We start from the raw sequence: 16,598 nt of genomic DNA on the forward strand, positions 1-16,598 counted from the left end.
CGGTGAGAAGAAAACCGATTGAACTGGCAGCCGTTGCAACCGCGGCAGTCCCCGGACTGACCCCGACGGCCGTTAGCTCTGCCCCGGATGACCCTGCGGACTTCGACTCCGCCCTGCTGCTCGATTCCGAGGGCAAGCGGTGGCGCGTGCGCTCACCACGGCACGCCGAGGCAAGCGCCCGGCTTGAGACGGAATTCCTCGTGCTGCGTGCCTTCGCCCCGGCCATCAGGGCCGAGCTGCCCTTCCTGATGCCCACCGTTGCAGGCAGCGTGCGGCTGGGTACCTTAAGCACGTTCGTCTACTCGCATCTGGCCGGCAGCACGCGCAGCGTCGAGGAACTGACCGCAGGCCCGGACGCCCTCGCCCGGGAGATCGGCGTCGCCCTTGCCGCCATCCATGACTTGCCCCATTCACTGGTCAGCAATGCCGACCTGCCCAGCTACACCCCCAATGAGTTCCGGCAGCGGCGGCTGAATGAACTTGACCAGGCGGCCACCACGGGAAAAATCCCGCCCGCCCTGCTGCTCCGCTGGGAGCATGCCATGGAAGACGTGTCCCTGTGGCGCTTCAACCCGAGCGTAGTGCACGGCGACCTTCACGAGGACAACCTCCTGTTGGAGGGCCAGCGCGTGACGGCGGTCACCGGCTGGACCGACTTGAGGATCGGTGATCCCGCCGACGATTTCGCCTGGCTTGTTGCCTCCAATGAGCAGGACTTCGTGGACGCGGTACTGGGCGCCTACACGGCCAGCCGCAGGGACACCCCGGACAACCACCTCCTGCGCCGGGCAGCACTTTCCGCCGAATTCGCCCTGGCCCAGTACCTGGTGAAGGGAATCGCCTCGGATGACCCCGGCATGATTTCAGAAGCAGAAGAGATGCTCGGAACCCTTGCCCGGGACATCGAAGAGCACGGCGGGCAGCCGATCAGCGTGGAGCCGCAGCCAGCGGCGGGCGCGCCGGCTACGGGCTTATCCGCGGCCGGTGGCTCGGGTGCCCATGCAGCCACAGGGAAGGTGTCAGCGATCATGGCGGCCGACGCCGGTCCTTTGGGTTCGGGGCCGCCCGTTACGGTAGTCCCGCTGCCGGTTCCGGCCCCGGTCCAGCCGGCGGTCCACATCACTCCCATCCCGGTGGAGCCCCCGGCTAAGGCTGGTGCAGAGGACCCCGCGGGGGGCAACGGGCCGACGGCGGACGGTGGGCAGCCCAAGGCGGAGGATAAAAAGGAATTGGACGACACCTCCACAGCCGCGATCTCCATCGTGGACGTCAAGAAGAACTGAGGGCAGCCGCCACAATCTCCTCCAGCTCGCCGGCTGTACCGAGGTCGTGGGGACGCACAACCTCGTTGTCCGCGACGTAGAAAAAGGCTGCCCGCACTTCCTCCAGAGGCACCTCCTTCAGCCGCGCCCAGGCAAGGCGGTACACCGCAAGCTGCACGGACCTGGTCCTGAGCTGGGCCGCGGACGGCCGCCGTCCGGTCTTCCAGTCCACCAGGTCCCACCGGCCGTCGGCGTCCCGGAAGACCGCGTCAATGCGCCCACGCACCACGACGTCGCCCACCCGGGTCTCTACCGGAACCTCAACGAACGCGGGCGACCGTTCCGCCCAGGGAGAGGCCTTGAAAGTTGCCACCATGGCATCAAGGTCGTAGGCAGCATCAATATGGTCATCCGAGCCCGGAGCTTCACCGAGGTCGAGCATTCCGGCGGCACCGAAGTACTCCTCCACCCATTCGTGGAACGCGGTTCCCTTCCGGGCTGACATGCCCGGTTCCCGTGGCACGGGCCTACGGAGCCTGCCAAGCACCGCGGCGGGGTCCTCCCGCAGTTCCACCAGGGTGGATGCGGAGATGTGGCCGGGCAGGTGCACTTCCCGGCCGGCGCTCCTCCTGGTGCGTCGTTCCAGCAGCAGCGCCGCTTCCCGGGCCCATCCCCGTGCCACCCCGGTCAGTTCCCTGCCCGGACCAGCCTGCCCTGGAGGTTCTTCGAGTGGTTGCAGAACCGGAAGGGCTTCGCTGTCCTGGATTCCCAGCGCAGCAAGAACCCTGGCAGCAGCTGTCTCCATTGCCTGCCGCCGTCCGCGCGAAAGGCGCAGGCGTTTCCCGGTGCGCGGATCCACGGGCCCCTCAAGGGGGTCGTACGGCCAGTTGGCAACTTCTGCTTCAAGGGTGAGCGGGCTCTTTTCGGGAAGAACCTCTTCCTCCAGTGACCCCGGATGGACTGTCGCAGGAGGCCGCGGCCCACCCCCGGACACTTTGGTGAGTGCCTCGAGCCCGGAAAGGAACGGTGACATCTCAGCACGCCCCGCCCGGGACCCGACCCACGCAGGACTGGACGCCCAGAGGACGTGCTTGGCCCTGGTGTAGGCCACGTAGGCGAGGCGGCGTTCCTCTGACTCCCCGTGGGCCTGGACAGCGGACTTGAAGTCCTTTTCGGCGTCCAGCCAGCCCTTCTGGTCCGGCTGGTCGAGGTCCCACTGGGGAAGGTCGGCACGGTCACCCCGGAGCGGCCAGGGCAGGGCAGCCGAGCCACTGCTCCACCGGGAGTCCCTGTCGCTGGGGAAGGCTCCCGCATTGAGCCCGGGGACAAAAACCACATCCCATTCAAGGCCCTTCGATGCATGGACTGTCAGCAGTTGCACAGCCTCCCGGTTCACGTCACTGGCCGGCGCTTCCAACCCGTTTTCCTCAGCAGCGGCAGCTTCCAACCAGGACAGGAACGCGAGGATGTCCACACGCTGGGAGGTGCGCAGGAACCCTGCGGCGGCGTCCTGGAAGGCGTCAAGGTTGCGGCGGGCTTGATGGATGCTGATGCCTGGCCGCGCGGCCACTTCGATATCCAGCAGCATGGCCCGCTCAACCTCGCCCAGCAAGGTGGTGAGGTCATCCCCGAGGTAGCTTCGGAGTTGCCGCAGTTCAGACGACAGCCGGGCAAGCCGGCTGCGGGCACCGGGGGTGAGCGACCTGCCGTTGGCGGACGTCCAGCCCTCCCGGGGCAGCCAGTCCAGGGCTTCCACCAGGCTGGCACCGTCAGTCAGATCGCTCTCGAGGACCGTGCCATTGGTGGGGTCGTCCGGCTGCCCGTCAAGGGACCGTTCGGCGACGTGTCCGCGCCGGCGCGCGAGCTGACTGGACCAGTCGCGCAGCGCCATCAGGTCGGCCGGGCCGATGCGCCAGCGGGCACCTGCCAGGAGGCGCATCAGCGAGTCGGAGCGTCCGGGGTCGGCAAGCACACGCAGCGTAGCCACGAGGTCCACGATCTCGGGGGTATCCAGGAGCCCGCCAAGTCCGACAATCTCATACGGGATTCCCCTGGCTTCAAACTGGCGCCGGATGGTCTCCATCTGCGCGCGGCGGCGGCAGAGGACGGCAAGGGCAGGCGGTACGGGGGTTCCGTCGGGTTTGAGCTCAAAGTCCGTCACCCGGTACTTCAAAACGTCCTCTGCGATTGCGGACGCTTCATCGACATCTGTGCCGAAGCGCCCCAGCACCACCGTTCCCTCAACTGCACCCGGGCTGGGCTGCAGCGGAGGCACGTCCCCGGGTGCCGCCCCTCCCCCGCCGGCCGGTCCCCGCTGGGCTGCTGCCTTGCCCAGGGACTCGGACATTACGTTGGCTGCCGAGAGGATTGCCCGGCCGTTCCGCCAGGCCGTTGTCAGGTAGGAGGTGGGGGCAGGAGCCCATTTTCCGTCGTCGGCAGGACCGCCGGTGACTGGGAATTCCCGGACAAAGTGGAAAAGCTGCCCGGCCGAGGCTCCGCGGAAACCGTAGATGGACTGGTTGGGGTCGCCCACTGCGGTCACCGCATGTCCGCCTCCGAAGAGCCGGGAGAACAGCACCAACTGGGCATAGGAGGTGTCCTGGAATTCGTCGAGCAGCACCACTTTGTACCGCTGCCGTTCCATGTGTGCGGCCAACGGAACTTCCTGCGCCACCTTGGCGGCGAGCGCCACAAGGTCTCCGAAGTCAAGGGCACCCCGTGACCGCTTCGCCGCTGCGTACCGGCCCACCATGTCCGCCACGCTGGCCCTGGTCCGCAGCATCCCGGCAAGCTCGGCCGCAGCCTGGGGTGGGTTCTTCTTTTTGCCCGCCTGGTACGGCAGGGATTCGAATTCGGACAGCCTTGCCATCAGCCAGGCTTCCACGTCCTCGGGCTCCTGGAGGTGCTCCGCGCATTCCCCGGCCAGCTGGATAACCGCCTTCACCAGGGTGGACTTTGCAGACTTGAAGTGGGCGTACTCGCCGTCGTAGGCCTCCACCACTTCACTGGCCAGCTGCCACGCCTGCGCTCCACCGAGGAGGACCACGTCCCGCTCCACGCCAAGCCGCAGTCCATAGTCCGACACGATGCCGCTGGCAAAGGAGTGGTAAGTGGACACCTTGGGCTCGAGGGAATCGCTGCTGACCAGCTGTGCCGGGAACAGCCGCTGCGCCGTGTCCTGGCCGGCCAGCCGTTGCAGGGCGGCCAGCTTCACCCGGATCCGGGATGCAAGCTCCCCTGCTGCCTTGCGGGTGAACGTCACCCCGAGGACTTCCTCCGGCCGGACCCAGCCGTTGGCCACCAGCCAGACGACGCGATCCGCCATGGTGGCGGTCTTGCCCGATCCGGCGCCTGCAATGACCAGCCGCGGAGTCAGCGGCGAACTGATGATGTCCGACTGCTCCCGCGTGGGCACGTTCTTTTCGCCCAGCAGCAGGGAGAGTTCTTCCGGCGTGAACCGGGCTTCGGGGACGTTGAGTGCGGCCACCGCTGCTTCCACGCTCATTCGGTGACCTGCCTTCCCCGTACGCACAACGGACATACTTCGGGGAGCCTGCAGCCGTGTCCGCCATGGCTTCCCTTCGCTGGATCATGCCGTGCCAGGAATTCGCTGCCGGCCATCACAGTGGCGGCCTCCTTCACCATGTCCAAAGCCCAGTTCTCCTGGGGGTCAAGCGGATCCTGCTGCTGGATGCCTGGATTTTTTGTTCCAGTTCCAAGTTGGGCAAGTACTGCACCGCCGGGAACGGCAGGGTTACCCCCGCCGGGACTTTCGCTGAATCCGCCGGCGAGCACTGCGGCCTGGTAGGCGCCGAGCTGCGGATGCGCGGAGAGTTCCGCTTTACCCGGCTGGCGTTTTCCTGTCTTGAGGTCCACGATGACCAGCCTGCCCTCACTGTCGATTTCCAGGCGGTCCACCTGGCCGCGGAGGACTGCCGCGCGGGCCGTACCGTCGTCCACAGCCACGTCCGGGAGCGCCACCTCGAAGTCCTGCTCGACCCCCAGCAGGCTCCGGCCTTCGCTCCTCATGACCAGCACATACTGGGCAAGCTTGCGGACCATGGCCTCCGCGCGCTGGAAATCCAGTCTCCCCTCCCAGTTGTCCTTCATCCCCAGCGCGGGCCAGCGGCGCACCAGTTCCGCGACGTACTCTGCTCCTGACGCATCCGGCAGTTCCTGCGCGATGGCGTGGACCAGCGTGCCCAGGCTCCTCGCGAAATCGGTGGCCGCCTCGCCGCCTGCGGCCTGTACGAACCAGTCGAGCGGCGACTTCTGGACCGTCTCAACTTTCGACGGCGACACAAACACTGTTCCGCCGGGGGGAACCACGGGATCGGACGAGGTCAGCTGTGGCAGCCCCCACCAGCTTCCGGGATGCGCGCCGGCCACGGGAGGCTCGGCAGCCGCGAGCCGGGCAAGGACCCTAACCGCTTCCTCCGCCTCAGCCTCATGCCTTCCATCCAGCTGGGCATATTGCCGCAGTTCGGCAACCAGGGCACGCAGGGTCATGGGACGCTCCACCGGGGTGAATTCCCGGCCCGCCTGGCCCGGGCTGGGAGGTGAGACATAATCCAGGAAGGAGGACGGCTGATCGTCCTCTGAGGAGACGGCAGTACAAATTAGGAGCTCCCGTGCCCTTGACACCGCCGTGGAGAAGCTCCGTAGTTCGTCATACCGGATGTCCCGCAAACGGCTCAGCGGATCCCGCTGCAGCGCGTAAGGCGCTCCATGCTCAACAGCATCGGCGTAGAGGGTGCTGCCCAGGAGTTCACCGCGCAGCCGCGTGTTCGGCCATACGCCTTCCTGGAGCCCGGCCACCAGGACCACAGGCCATTCCCGCCCTGCTGCGCTGGCGGGAGTCATCAGTTCGACGGCGTCGTCCAACTGGGCGCGGGCGGCCAGCGTGTCCATGGGGAGCTCCTGGTTCAGCAGGTACTCAAGGAACTGCTCCGGACCGGCACCGGGCATCTGGTCTACGTACCGTTCGGCCGTGTGGAAAAGCGCCATCATGGCGTCGAGGTCGCGGTCCGCGCGGGCACCGTGCGGCCCGCCGGACAAAGCGGTCTCCGTCCAGGCAGTGGAAAGACCAGTGGAATTCCAAAGGGCCCACAACACGGACTCGGCGTTGGCACCCGGTTCGAAGGCAGCTTTCCGTCCTGCCTGGATCATGCCTGCCGTGCGCCGCGCCGCACGGCCCTCCATGCCGAGGGAGGATAGGGCCCCGGGTTCGAGCAGGGCCTCGACGAGCAAGGCATCACTGGTGCGGCCTCCGCCGCCCAGGAGTTCCTCGCGCCTCAGCGACTGCCGAAGCCGGCGCAGCTCGATGGACGTGGCACCGCCGATGCGTGAGGTCAAAAGGGATACAGCTGTTTCAGGTGTCAGCTGGCTGGGGTCAAGGGCGACGGCGAATGCGTCGAGCAGGGGCCGTACCGCCACCTCGTCCCGGACAGCCGACTCGGCCACAGGCACGCGGACCGGGATCCCCTGGCCGGACAGGTAACGCTGCAGCTCGCTGACCTGCCCTCCGTTGCGCACGATCACCGCGATCTCGGCCAGGTCCCGCCCGTGGTTGATGTGCTGGTCCAGGATGCGCTGGGCCACATACCGAAGTTCATGCACGGCTGACGGCACGAGATGGGCTTCCACCACTCCCTGCGCCCGGTGCCCTGCCGGCTGCTCGAGTTGCCTTGCCAACTGCCCGCCGGCACGCTGCGATATACGTGCGGCAACCCCCAGCCATGCGTCTGCCAGCGCCTGCGTGTGCCGGTGTGCGTATCGCAGGGGCCGCTCCAGGGCGGGGGCGTGCGGCGACAGCAGGCGCGGCAGTTCGGCCACCAGATCCGGGCGCGCTCCCCGGAAGCCCTGGACGACGGTGTCCGGGGAGAAGGCAATGAAGCAGTCCGTCCCGCGGGCGATGTCCGCCAGAAGCTCAAAGACGGCAGGGTTTGCCTCCTGCACGTCATCAACAACAACCACCTGCAAGCGCTCGCGTTCGGCAGCCAGGAATTCCGGGACGTCCTGGAAAATCTGGCGTGCCGCGGTAATGATCCCCGCGGGATCAAAGGCCTCTGGCATCCTGAGGTCCAGGACGTCACGGTACTCTGCGTACAACCCGGCGGCGGCAATCCAGTCAGGCCGGTCGCACTGGCGGCCCAGGTGGGCGAGGTCCGCGGCGGTCAGGCCGGACTCGATAACACGGTCGAACAGCTGCCGTACTTCCTGCCGGAAGCCGCGCGTCTCCAAGGCTCCCGCAAGATCGTCAGGCCAGGGCAGCTCCAGCCCTGGCAGGCGGTGGCCTTCGAGGAGTTCCTTGATGATGAGGTCCTGCTCCGGCCCGGACAGGAGGCGCGGCGGCCTTGAGAGGGGCAGCACCCCTTCGGCCTTGGCGCGCCGAAGAACATCAAAGGCGTAGGAGGCCCAGGTCCGGGCTGGCGTCGTGCTGAGGCTTCTGTCCAGCCGGGCCGTAAACCGGTCGCGGAGGGAATCGGCCGCGAGGCGGGTCGGGGCCAGGATGAGCATCCGCTCGGGGTCAATTCCGTCCCGCAGCACCCGCGTGACCGCGGCTTCGATCAAGACAGTGGTTTTTCCCGTGCCCGGCGCCCCCGGTACCAGGACAGGCCCGGCCCCTTGGGGCACGTCCACAGCGGCCTGCTGATCGGAGGTCAGCGACGGGGCTTCGGCATGGATCCGCCGCGGCGGCAGCAGTTTGAGGCCCGGAGAGCCGGTCTGGCCTGGGTGCCCGCTCCCGCCATCGTGCAATGCTCCGGCTGCTGTACCGAATTCGGCTTCGAGACCAGCTGCTGATACCTGCCGGTACTCGTCGCGGGGACCTGTGAAGGGAACTGTTACTGTCACCCGGACATTCCATCATCAGCCACCGACAATTTATGGAGCCGACGCTCCAACTCCCCGGAGACAGCGTCGATCTGCCCAAAATCTTCAGGTGTCGGCGCCCAGCGTGCTGCGGAAAGGTCCACCCGCCAGGAGCCCTCCCCCGTCCGCAGGTAGGTTTCGTGGTCGCCTGTGAGGGGCGTTCCTTCCTTTAGGTAGTGGCCGAGGGCTTTCACTTCGTGTCCCTCCGGAGCGTGTCCGCTTGCCTTGAGGATCCGCCACCAGGGAACGCCGCTGCCGTAGTGGCTCATGACTGAACCGATCTGTCTGGGCCCGCCTGATCCCAGCAGTTCGGCGACGTCCCCGTACGACACTGCGGCCCCGGCCGGAACCAGCCTCACGATGGCCAGTACCGCCTCCACATACTCAATCCGCATTGATCCAATATTAGCTGCAGTGGCGCTCCCGGGAATTGTCGGTGGCCGCCGTTAGCGTGGACGTATGAGCACCTGGAACACCCTTCCCCGAGCAGCCTTCGACCTCGAAACCACCGGCCGCAACTCGCGTGCCGCCCGGATAGTCACGGCGTCAGTCACTGTGGTGGACCACAAGGGTGAGGTCATCAGCGAGCATGAGTGGCTGGCCGATCCAGGGGTTGAAATACCCACCGAAGCCAGTGATGTGCACGGCATCACCACTGAACAAGCCAGGCGCGAGGGCAGGCCCGCCCACGAGGTGACGAAGGAGCTCGCGGCAGTGCTGCAAGGGCTTTTCGATGACGGTACGCCGGTCATCGCGTTCAACGCGAGCTACGATTTCACCGTGCTCGCAGCCGAGTCGGCCCGCTATGGGGTCCCGCAACTGACGCGCTTTCCGGTCCTGGACCCCTACATCATGAACAAGCAGGTGGACCGATACCGCAAGGGCAAGCGAACCCTGACTGCATTGTGCGAAGAGTACGGCGTGGTCCTGGACAATGCCCATACGTCGGCCGCTGACGCCCTGGCTACCCTGAAGGTCCTGGATGCCATGGCTGGAAAGTTCCCGAAACTGAGCATGCCTGCCAGCCAGCTGCACCAGCTTCAGGTGGACTGGGCCGTGAGCCAGGCTGCGGACTTCCAGGGCTACCTCCGCAAGACGAAGCCAGCAGCCGTGATCGAAGGCGACTGGCCCGTGCTGCCCCCGCAGGATGCCAGTGCCGGCGGCTTCTAGCCCTCCGGTCACCCTGCCGCTCCGAGATATATTTCACAGTCATATCGCTTCATAAGGCAGCTTGCTTTTGGGCAGCGAGGATTCGCCGTCACGGCCCTACCAAGCTCCAGCTGGGCAGGCGAATCAGCGCGAGGCCGAATTTTGTTCGCCAGAGGTCCCGTCTCATCCGCGCTTCTTCACAATCCGGACCAGAATCGCCAAAGTGAGACAATAAAGTTTTGCGGTCACCCCTGCCCTGGCTTGCTTGACCAGCACCGGGCAGGTGCCAGGCGCCACCAGCGCAGCCTTGCGGCCCGGTTGACTTATGACTCAATGAAAGTGACAACCTGATGAAAATCAAAGCGATGAAGTGGCTCACAACCGCTCCCGTGGCACTCGCCCTCGCGGTTTCCCTCGCAGCATGCGGCTCAGGATCTGCCGAGCCCACCGGAACGCCCACGGATGCCCTCGCCGGCAGTGACCAGCAGACGCTGGACAAGTACACCACCGCCGACGTCACGCCGATCGATCAGATCGACAAGACCAAGCTCGGCCTCAACACTGAAGGCAAGCTCGAGGTGGGCACCCTCTCGGACGCCCCGCCGAACATCTTCATTGACCCCTCGGGCAAGTTCACCGGCTACGACAACGAACTGCTGCGCGCCATTGCCGGCAAGCTCGGCCTTGAGGTCGAATTCGTTGCCACGGACTTCTCGGCACTCCTTTCCCAGGTGCAGACCAAGCAGTTCGACGTCGGCTCCTCCTCCATCTCCACCACGGACGCCCGCCGCCAGAACGTCGGTTTCACCAACGGCTACGACTTCGGCTTCATGGCCGTCGTTGCGAAGACCGACAGCGACGTCAAGGGCTTCGCCGACCTCACCGGCGACCTCCGCATCGGCGTCGTCCAGGGCACCGTCCAGGACGACTATGTCACCAACACGTTGAAGCTTGAGCCCATCCGTTTCCCGGATTACGCCACCGTGTACGCCAACGTGCGCAACGGCCAGGTGGACGCCTGGGTCGCCCCGTCCCAGCAGGCCACCGGCCAGGTGAAGGAAGGCGACGGCACCGTCATCGCCGAGTCCGTCGTCAACACCCAGAACTTCACTGCCTACGCCGTGGCCAAGGACAACCAGCCGCTGATCGACGCGCTGAATTCCGGCCTGGACGCCGTTATCGCTGACGGAACCTGGTCCAAGCTGACCAAGGAGTGGTACCCGGACCGCGAGATGCCGAGCGACTGGAAGCCGGGCAGCAAGGCCGCCACGGTTCCCCAGAGCTGATTGAGCCGCAACGTCCATGGATCTCTTGGATCAGCTGGCTGACACCTTCTTCAACTGGGAGGAAATGGCTAAGGTCATTCCCGCCCTGCTTATGGTCGGTTTGCCCAACACCCTGATACTGGCTGTGGCCTCCGGCGTCTTAGGTTCCCTGCTGGGGCTGGCGCTGGCCATGATGGGGATTTCCCGCAACGCCGGGGCCCGCTGGGTGGCGCGCATCTACACCGATATCTTCCGTGGGCTCCCCGCCATCCTGGTGATCCTGGTCATCGGTATCGGGCTCAGTCCGATCGCCCGGGAAATCACCGGGTCCCGGAACCCTTACCCCCTGGGCATCCTGGCCTTGACGCTCATAGCGGCAGCTTACATCGGCGAAATCTTCCGATCGGGCATCCAGAGCGTGGAGAAGGGGCAGTTGGAGGCATCCCGGGCGCTGGGCTTCAGCTACGGCAGTTCCATGCGCCTGGTGGTGGTGCCGCAGGGCATCCGCCGGGTCCTTCCCGCACTGGTGAACCAGTTCATCTCGCTGTTAAAGGATTCCTCGCTGGTGTTCATGCTTGGCCTGGCTGCCTCGGACCGGGAGATTTTCCGGATCGGAAATGACGCCATGGCCAACACCGGCAACCTCTCTCCGCTGGTGGCCGCAGGGGTGCTGTACCTGATCCTGACCGTTCCGCTGACCCACTTCGTGAACTTCATCGACAACCGGCTCCGTACCGGGAAGCCGGAAAAGAAGGAACCGGATGAGCTGGCAGCACCTATCGGCAAGGGGGCACACGCATGACGGAATTCGCGTCCGGAACCCTGACCGGCAAGAACCTGCACCTATCGTTCGGGCACAACCACGTTCTCCGCGGCATTGACCTGCACGTGGAGAAGGGAACCACCGCCTCGGTCATCGGCCCTTCGGGGTCCGGTAAGTCCACACTGCTGCGTGTAATGAACCGGCTGATCGAGCCCGATCAGGGCGACATCCTCCTGGATGGCCGTTCGGTCCTGAAGGACAACCCTGACGAGCTCCGGCAGCGGATCGGCATGGTGTTCCAGCAGTTCAACCTGTTCCCGCACAAAACGGTGGTGGACAACGTGTCCCTGGCCCTGAGGAAGCTGCGTAAGCTGCCGCAGGAACAGGCCCGCGCCGAAGCCCTGGAGCAGCTGGACCTGGTGGGCCTGAAGCACAAGGCCGACGCCCGCCCGGCAAACCTCTCCGGAGGCCAGCAGCAGCGCGTGGCGATAGCGCGGGCACTTGCCATGAAGCCGGAAGTCATGTTTTTTGACGAGGCTACGTCCGCTCTGGATCCCGAGCTCGTCAAGGGCGTCCTGGCGCTCATGACGGACCTCGCGAAGGGCGGTATGACCATGGTGGTGGTAACCCACGAGATGGGCTTCTCCCGCAACGTCTCGGACACGGTGACGTTTATGGACGCCGGCGTTGTGGTGGAATCCGGTCCTCCGCAGCAGATCTTCAGTGACCCCGCCACGGACCGCCTGAAGAACTTCCTCTCGGACGTTCTGTAGCTCCTGGCCCAGGCACACAAAGAAATCCCCGGTTGCAAAAGCAGCCGGGGATTTCTTTGTGTGTGGGTGCCGGGATGTCCTTCGAGAGACAACACGCCCGACGGCGGAACTAGCCTTGTGCGGCTGCTGCCGCCTTTGCTGCGGCCGGAAGCGCATCGAAGATGCGGTTCATAGCTGTGTCGTCGTGCGCGGCGGACAGGAACCAGGCCTCGAACACCGACGGCGGCAGGTAGACGCCCGACTCCAGCATCGAGTGGAAGAACGGCGCGTAGCGGAAGCTCTCCTGCGCCTGGGCGTCGGCGTAGTTGTGCACACCGTTGGTCGAGGTGCCGAACGCCACCGAGAAAAGGTTCCCCGCGAACTGGATCGAATGGTCCACCCCTGCGGCGTCCAGGGCAGTGGACAGGGCCGAGGAGAGCTCCAGCGAGCGGACGTCAATGAAGGAGTAGACGTCCCGGGTGGCATGCGTCAGGGTTGCAACACCCGCAGCCATCGCCACCGGGTTCCCGGAGAGCGTCCCGGCCTGGTACACCGGACCGGTGGGGGCAAGATGGTCCATGATGTCGGCACGTCCGCCGAGGGCCGCCGTCGGCATTCCCCCGCCGATGACCTTGCCGAAGGTGAGCAGGTCCGGCGTCCACGGTTCAGCGGCGTCCGGCGCGCCGCCGGTGAGGCCCCAGTACCCCGAGTAACCGGTGCGGAACCCGGTGAGCACCTCGTCCACGATGAGCAGCGCCCCGTGTTCGCGGGTGATGCGGGACAGGCCAAGGTTGAAGCCGTCCTCGGGCGTTACCACGCCCATGTTGGCCGGCGCCGCTTCGGTGATGACGGCGGCGATGCTGGGTCCGTGGGCGGCAAACGCTTCCTTCACGGCGGTGAGGTCGTTGTACGGCAGCACCAGGGTTTCGGCAGTGGTGGCCTCGGTGACACCGGCCGAGCCTGGCAGGGCGAGCGTTGCCACGCCCGAACCAGCCGACGCCAGGAGGCTGTCCAGATGCCCGTGATAGCAGCCTGCGAACTTAATGATCAGGTTCCGGCCGGTGAAGCCGCGGGCCAGGCGGACGGCCGTCATGGTTGCTTCGGTGCCGGTGGAGACCATCCGGAGCCGCTCCACCGCCGGCACACGTTCCTGGACGATCGCCGCCAGGTTCGCCTCGTCAGGTGTGGAGGCGCCAAAGGAAAGGCCGCGGTCCACGGCAGCGTGAACTGCCTCCAGCACGGCCGGGTGTGCGTGGCCCAGCAACGCCGGGCCCCAGGAGCAGACCAGGTCCACGTATTCCTTGCCGTCGGCGTCCGTCAGGTACGGGCCTTGGGCGGAGACCATAAAGCGCGGAGTCCCGCCTACGGACCCGAAGGCCCTCACAGGAGAGTTGACTCCGCCCGGCATGAGCTGGCGGGCGCGGTCGAAAAGTGCCTCGTTGCGAGGATTGCTGGAAGTCATGGTTCCCATTCTCTCAGTTAGCCGGCGCTTCAGTTGCGAGCAATTCCGCGACCCGCGGCGCCACCGCCATCCCCAGGAGCTCGATGGAGCGCATCATGGCGGAGTGCGGCAAGGGACCGTTGCTGTACTTGAGGTCGAAGCGGTCCACGCCCAGGTTCTGCTTGAGCAGGACAATCTTCCGTGCCACCGTTTCGGGCGAGCCTACGTACAGGGCGCCCTCGGGAGCGCACAGGGCGTCGAACTCCCCCCGTCCGGCAGGTCCCCAGCCGCGCTCGGCCCCAAGCTTGTTCCGCAGTTTCAGCCAGTGCGGGAAGAGTTCCTCCCGGGCCTGTTCGTCTGTATCTGCCACATGGCCGGGCGAGTGCGTGGCAACCTGCTGCATGGGGTGGCCGTATTTGGTCATGGCTTCCCGGTACAGCTCCACGAGCCGCCGGAACGAGCGCGGCTGCCCCCCGATAATCGCGAAGATGATGGGGTAGCCATACTGCGCGCACCGAAGCACCGATTCGGGTGTTCCCCCGACGCCGATCCAGGTGGGCAGCAGGTGGCGTTCCAGGGGCGGGTAGACGCTCAGGCCGGAAAGGGCCGGCCTGGTGCGGCCTTCCCAGTGCACCGGCTTCTGCGCCCGTACCTTGTCGAACAGCTCCAGCTTCTCTTCAAACAGGACCTCATAGTCTGCGAGGTCCAGCCCGAACAGCGGAAAGGATTCAATAAAGGAGCCCCGGCCCAGCATCACTTCGGCGCGGCCGTTCGATAGGGCGTCCACGGTGGAGAACCGCTGGAATACCCGGATGGGGTCATCCGAACTCAGGACAGTGACCGCGGAGCCAAGGCGGATCCTGGTGGTGCGGGCGGCAGCGGCCCCGAGGAAGACCTCGGGCGCGGATACCGCGTAGTCCTTGCGGTGGTGCTCGCCCACGCCAAAGGCGTGAAGTCCGACGGCGTCCGCCAGCTCAGCCTGTTCGAGCAGCTGGCGCAGCACCTGGGCATGCGGCTGCGGGCTGCCGTCCGGGTTCTCGCCGACGTCGCCGAACGTGTTCAGCCCGATCAGGATCCTGTCCGCGCCCACCGGGGCCGTGGGAAGGGGCGGGATTTCGCTCATCGGGACTCCTTCAACCAGCCGGCCAGTTCAGCTGCCCAGTATGTCAGCACCATGTGGGCGCCCGCGCGGCGGATGCCGAGCACGGATTCGGTGATAGCCGCACGCCTGTCAATCCAGCCGTTGGCGGCAGCAGCCTCGATCATCGCGTACTCCCCCGAGATCTGGTAGGCCGCCACAGGGACCGGGCTCATCGCCGCCACGTCGGCGACGATGTCCAGGTAGCTCATGGCCGGCTTCACCATCACCACGTCTGCCCCTTCGGCGAGGTCCAGTTCAACCTCGCGAAGGGCTTCGGTGCGGTTGCCCGCGTCCATCTGGTACGTGCGCCGGTCCCCCTTGAGCTGGGAGTCGACGGCTTCCCGGAACGGACCGTAGAAGGCCGACGCGTACTTCGCCGCGTAGGCAATAACGGAGGTATTGGTGTACCCTGCCTGGTCCAGGGCGGCGCGGATGGCGGCGACCTGGCCGTCCATCATGCCCGAGGGGCCCAGCATGTGGGCACCCGCGTCGGCCTGTGCCACGGCCATCCGGGCGTAGATCTCAACGGTGCGGTCGTTGTCCACGTAGCCCTCGGCGTCCAGTACGCCGCAGTGCCCGTGGTCGGTGAACTCATCCAGGCAAACGTCGCTCATGACCACCAGGTCGTCGCCGACCTCCGAGCGGACATCCCGGATGGCCTTGTTCAGGACGCCGTCGGGGTCAAGGGAGGCGGTGCCCTCGGCGTCCCGGGCCTCCGGGATGCCGAACAGCATGATGCCGCCAAGGCCGAGCTCAACAGCTTCTGCCGCAGCCCGCTTGAGCGTCTCCGTGGTGTGCTGGGCAACTCCGGGCATCGACGTGATCGGGTTCGGCTCGGTGAGGCCTTCCCGGATGAAGGCCGGGAGGATCAGCTCGGCCGGCGCCAGCCGGGTTTCAGCGGTCAGCCGGCGCATGGCCGGAGTGGTGCGGAGGCGGCGGGGGCGGTGGCTCGGAAAAGTCATGGTCCTGTCCTTGGGAATGGTTCGAGGGGTGGGCGGAAGTCCTGGCTGGCGGTTTTCCGGCAGGTCAGGGCGGTTGCCGGCCGGAATTCCCACCGGTGCCAAGTGCCGTTTCGACGGCGGTCACCAGTCCTTGTGGCGTGGGCTCGCCGGCGATTGCAGCCACAGGCAAGCCAAGGGAGGCGGCCTGTTCCGCCGTCGACCTTCCGATCGCCACGAGGCGGCAGCCGTGCAGCGGCGAGAGCGCATGGATTCGCCGGACGGCGCTGGGCGAGGCGGCCACTACTGCCTGGATCCGCCCGGCCGCGATTTCGGCGGCGGCTGCTTCCGGTGCAAGCAGGGAGTACGACGGCGTGCCCCGCCCCGGCTCCGCATCCTCCGGCGGTATGGCCAGCCTGCGCTCCGCTGCCGCGGGATAGTCGACGGTGCGGTACGCGGTCACTGCCGTGACCGTGCTGCCTGCCGCCGCCAGCCCTTCGGCGAGTCGTGCAGGCGCGATGTCCGCTTGGGGAAGAAGTACCTTACCGGTGCTGGCGGGCCATACCTCGAGCAGTCCCGAAGCGGACTGTTCGTCCCTGGGCATCAGATCCACCGGCAGGCCGGCGGCTTCGAGGAGACGCCGGCAGGCCGGTCCGATCGCAGCGATCCGGGTGGCGGCAGGTATCCACTGGCGCAGCGTGAGGCCCCGTTCGGTTGCCTTGGCGGTGAGCACATGGACCGTGGTGGCGCTGCTGATGATCAACCATTCAAATGCGCCGGCACCGAGCGCATCGCAGGCCACGTCCAGGGAGTGCTGGTCCGCGGCACGTTCGAAGTCGATCAGCGGCAGCAGGAGCGCCTCGGCGCCGGCCTCCTCAAGTGCCGCTACCAGGGGCAGTGAGCGTTCCGGGCTGCGGGTGATCAGTACCCGGGCCCCATTAAGCAGCTTCCCGCTCCCGGACCCGACTGCTCCGTTGGCGGTGCGGTCCGCCACGCCTACCCCTCCCCAAGAGG

General features: G+C 66.4%; 12 protein-coding genes. 5 read left to right on the plus strand and 7 right to left on the minus strand.

Annotated elements, in window-relative coordinates; genetic code table 11:
• Window positions 1-2: 2 nt before the first annotated feature.
• Complete coding sequence (locus AC5RV1_RS05845) at window positions 3-1,283, plus strand: macrolide 2'-phosphotransferase (protein ID WP_493993854.1); 1,281 nt, start codon at window positions 3-5, stop codon at window positions 1,281-1,283.
• On the opposite strand, the gene AC5RV1_RS05850 is transcribed toward AC5RV1_RS05845, so the two are convergent.
• The 3 genes from AC5RV1_RS05850 to AC5RV1_RS05860 form a co-directional block, all read right to left on the minus strand.
• A complete protein-coding gene (locus AC5RV1_RS05850; protein WP_493993855.1) occupies window positions 1,270-4,767 on the minus strand; it encodes an ATP-dependent helicase in 3,498 nt (1,165 codons plus the stop codon). The two genes, AC5RV1_RS05845 and AC5RV1_RS05850, sit on opposite strands and share 14 nt — an antisense overlap.
• Window positions 4,764-8,021: an ATP-dependent helicase gene (locus AC5RV1_RS05855; protein WP_493993874.1), complete on the minus strand. Its 3,258-nt coding sequence runs from the start codon at window positions 8,019-8,021 to the stop codon at window positions 4,764-4,766. Before AC5RV1_RS05855 ends, AC5RV1_RS05850 begins: the two co-directional genes overlap by 4 nt.
• A gap of 92 nt (window positions 8,022-8,113) precedes the next feature.
• Complete coding sequence (locus tag AC5RV1_RS05860) at window positions 8,114-8,530, minus strand: MGMT family protein (protein ID WP_493993856.1); 417 nt, start codon at window positions 8,528-8,530, stop codon at window positions 8,114-8,116.
• A gap of 64 nt (window positions 8,531-8,594) precedes the next feature.
• Between AC5RV1_RS05860 and AC5RV1_RS05865 the strand changes: the two genes are divergently transcribed.
• The 4 genes from AC5RV1_RS05865 to AC5RV1_RS05880 all read left to right on the plus strand — a co-directional run bounded on the left by AC5RV1_RS05865 (window position 8,595) and on the right by AC5RV1_RS05880 (window position 12,085).
• Entirely contained in the window at window positions 8,595-9,305 is a 711-nt protein-coding gene (locus AC5RV1_RS05865) for a 3'-5' exonuclease (RefSeq protein ID WP_493993857.1), read from the plus strand.
• Between the two features lie 329 nt (window positions 9,306-9,634).
• The gene (locus tag AC5RV1_RS05870) at window positions 9,635-10,570 is read left to right on the plus strand and encodes an ABC transporter substrate-binding protein (protein ID WP_163162223.1); all 936 of its coding nucleotides are present in this window, start codon (window positions 9,635-9,637) and stop codon (window positions 10,568-10,570) included.
• Between the two features lie 16 nt (window positions 10,571-10,586).
• Window positions 10,587-11,351: an amino acid ABC transporter permease gene (locus AC5RV1_RS05875; RefSeq protein ID WP_430225825.1), complete on the plus strand. Its 765-nt coding sequence runs from the start codon at window positions 10,587-10,589 to the stop codon at window positions 11,349-11,351.
• Window positions 11,348-12,085: an amino acid ABC transporter ATP-binding protein gene (locus AC5RV1_RS05880; RefSeq protein WP_163162219.1), complete on the plus strand. Its 738-nt coding sequence runs from the start codon at window positions 11,348-11,350 to the stop codon at window positions 12,083-12,085. The genes AC5RV1_RS05875 and AC5RV1_RS05880 overlap by 4 nt, the downstream gene beginning before the upstream one ends.
• A 109-nt stretch (window positions 12,086-12,194) precedes the next feature.
• On the opposite strand, the gene hemL is transcribed toward AC5RV1_RS05880, so the two are convergent.
• The 4 genes from hemL to AC5RV1_RS05900 form a co-directional block, all read right to left on the minus strand.
• On the minus strand, window positions 12,195-13,526 hold the full coding sequence (gene hemL, locus AC5RV1_RS05885; protein WP_493946663.1) for a glutamate-1-semialdehyde 2,1-aminomutase: 1,332 nt from the start codon (window positions 13,524-13,526) through the stop codon (window positions 12,195-12,197).
• A gap of 13 nt (window positions 13,527-13,539) precedes the next feature.
• Window positions 13,540-14,628, minus strand: a complete 1,089-nt coding sequence (locus AC5RV1_RS05890) for an LLM class flavin-dependent oxidoreductase (protein ID WP_493993858.1) — start codon at window positions 14,626-14,628, stop codon at window positions 13,540-13,542.
• Complete coding sequence (hemB, locus tag AC5RV1_RS05895; RefSeq protein ID WP_493993859.1) at window positions 14,625-15,608, minus strand: porphobilinogen synthase; 984 nt, start codon at window positions 15,606-15,608, stop codon at window positions 14,625-14,627. Before hemB ends, AC5RV1_RS05890 begins: the two co-directional genes overlap by 4 nt.
• Window positions 15,609-15,672: 64 nt before the next feature.
• Complete coding sequence (locus AC5RV1_RS05900; protein WP_493993860.1) at window positions 15,673-16,578, minus strand: uroporphyrinogen-III synthase; 906 nt, start codon at window positions 16,576-16,578, stop codon at window positions 15,673-15,675.
• Window positions 16,579-16,598 lie beyond the last annotated feature (20 nt).

The organism is Arthrobacter sp. Hb9-2 (assembly GCF_059091165.1).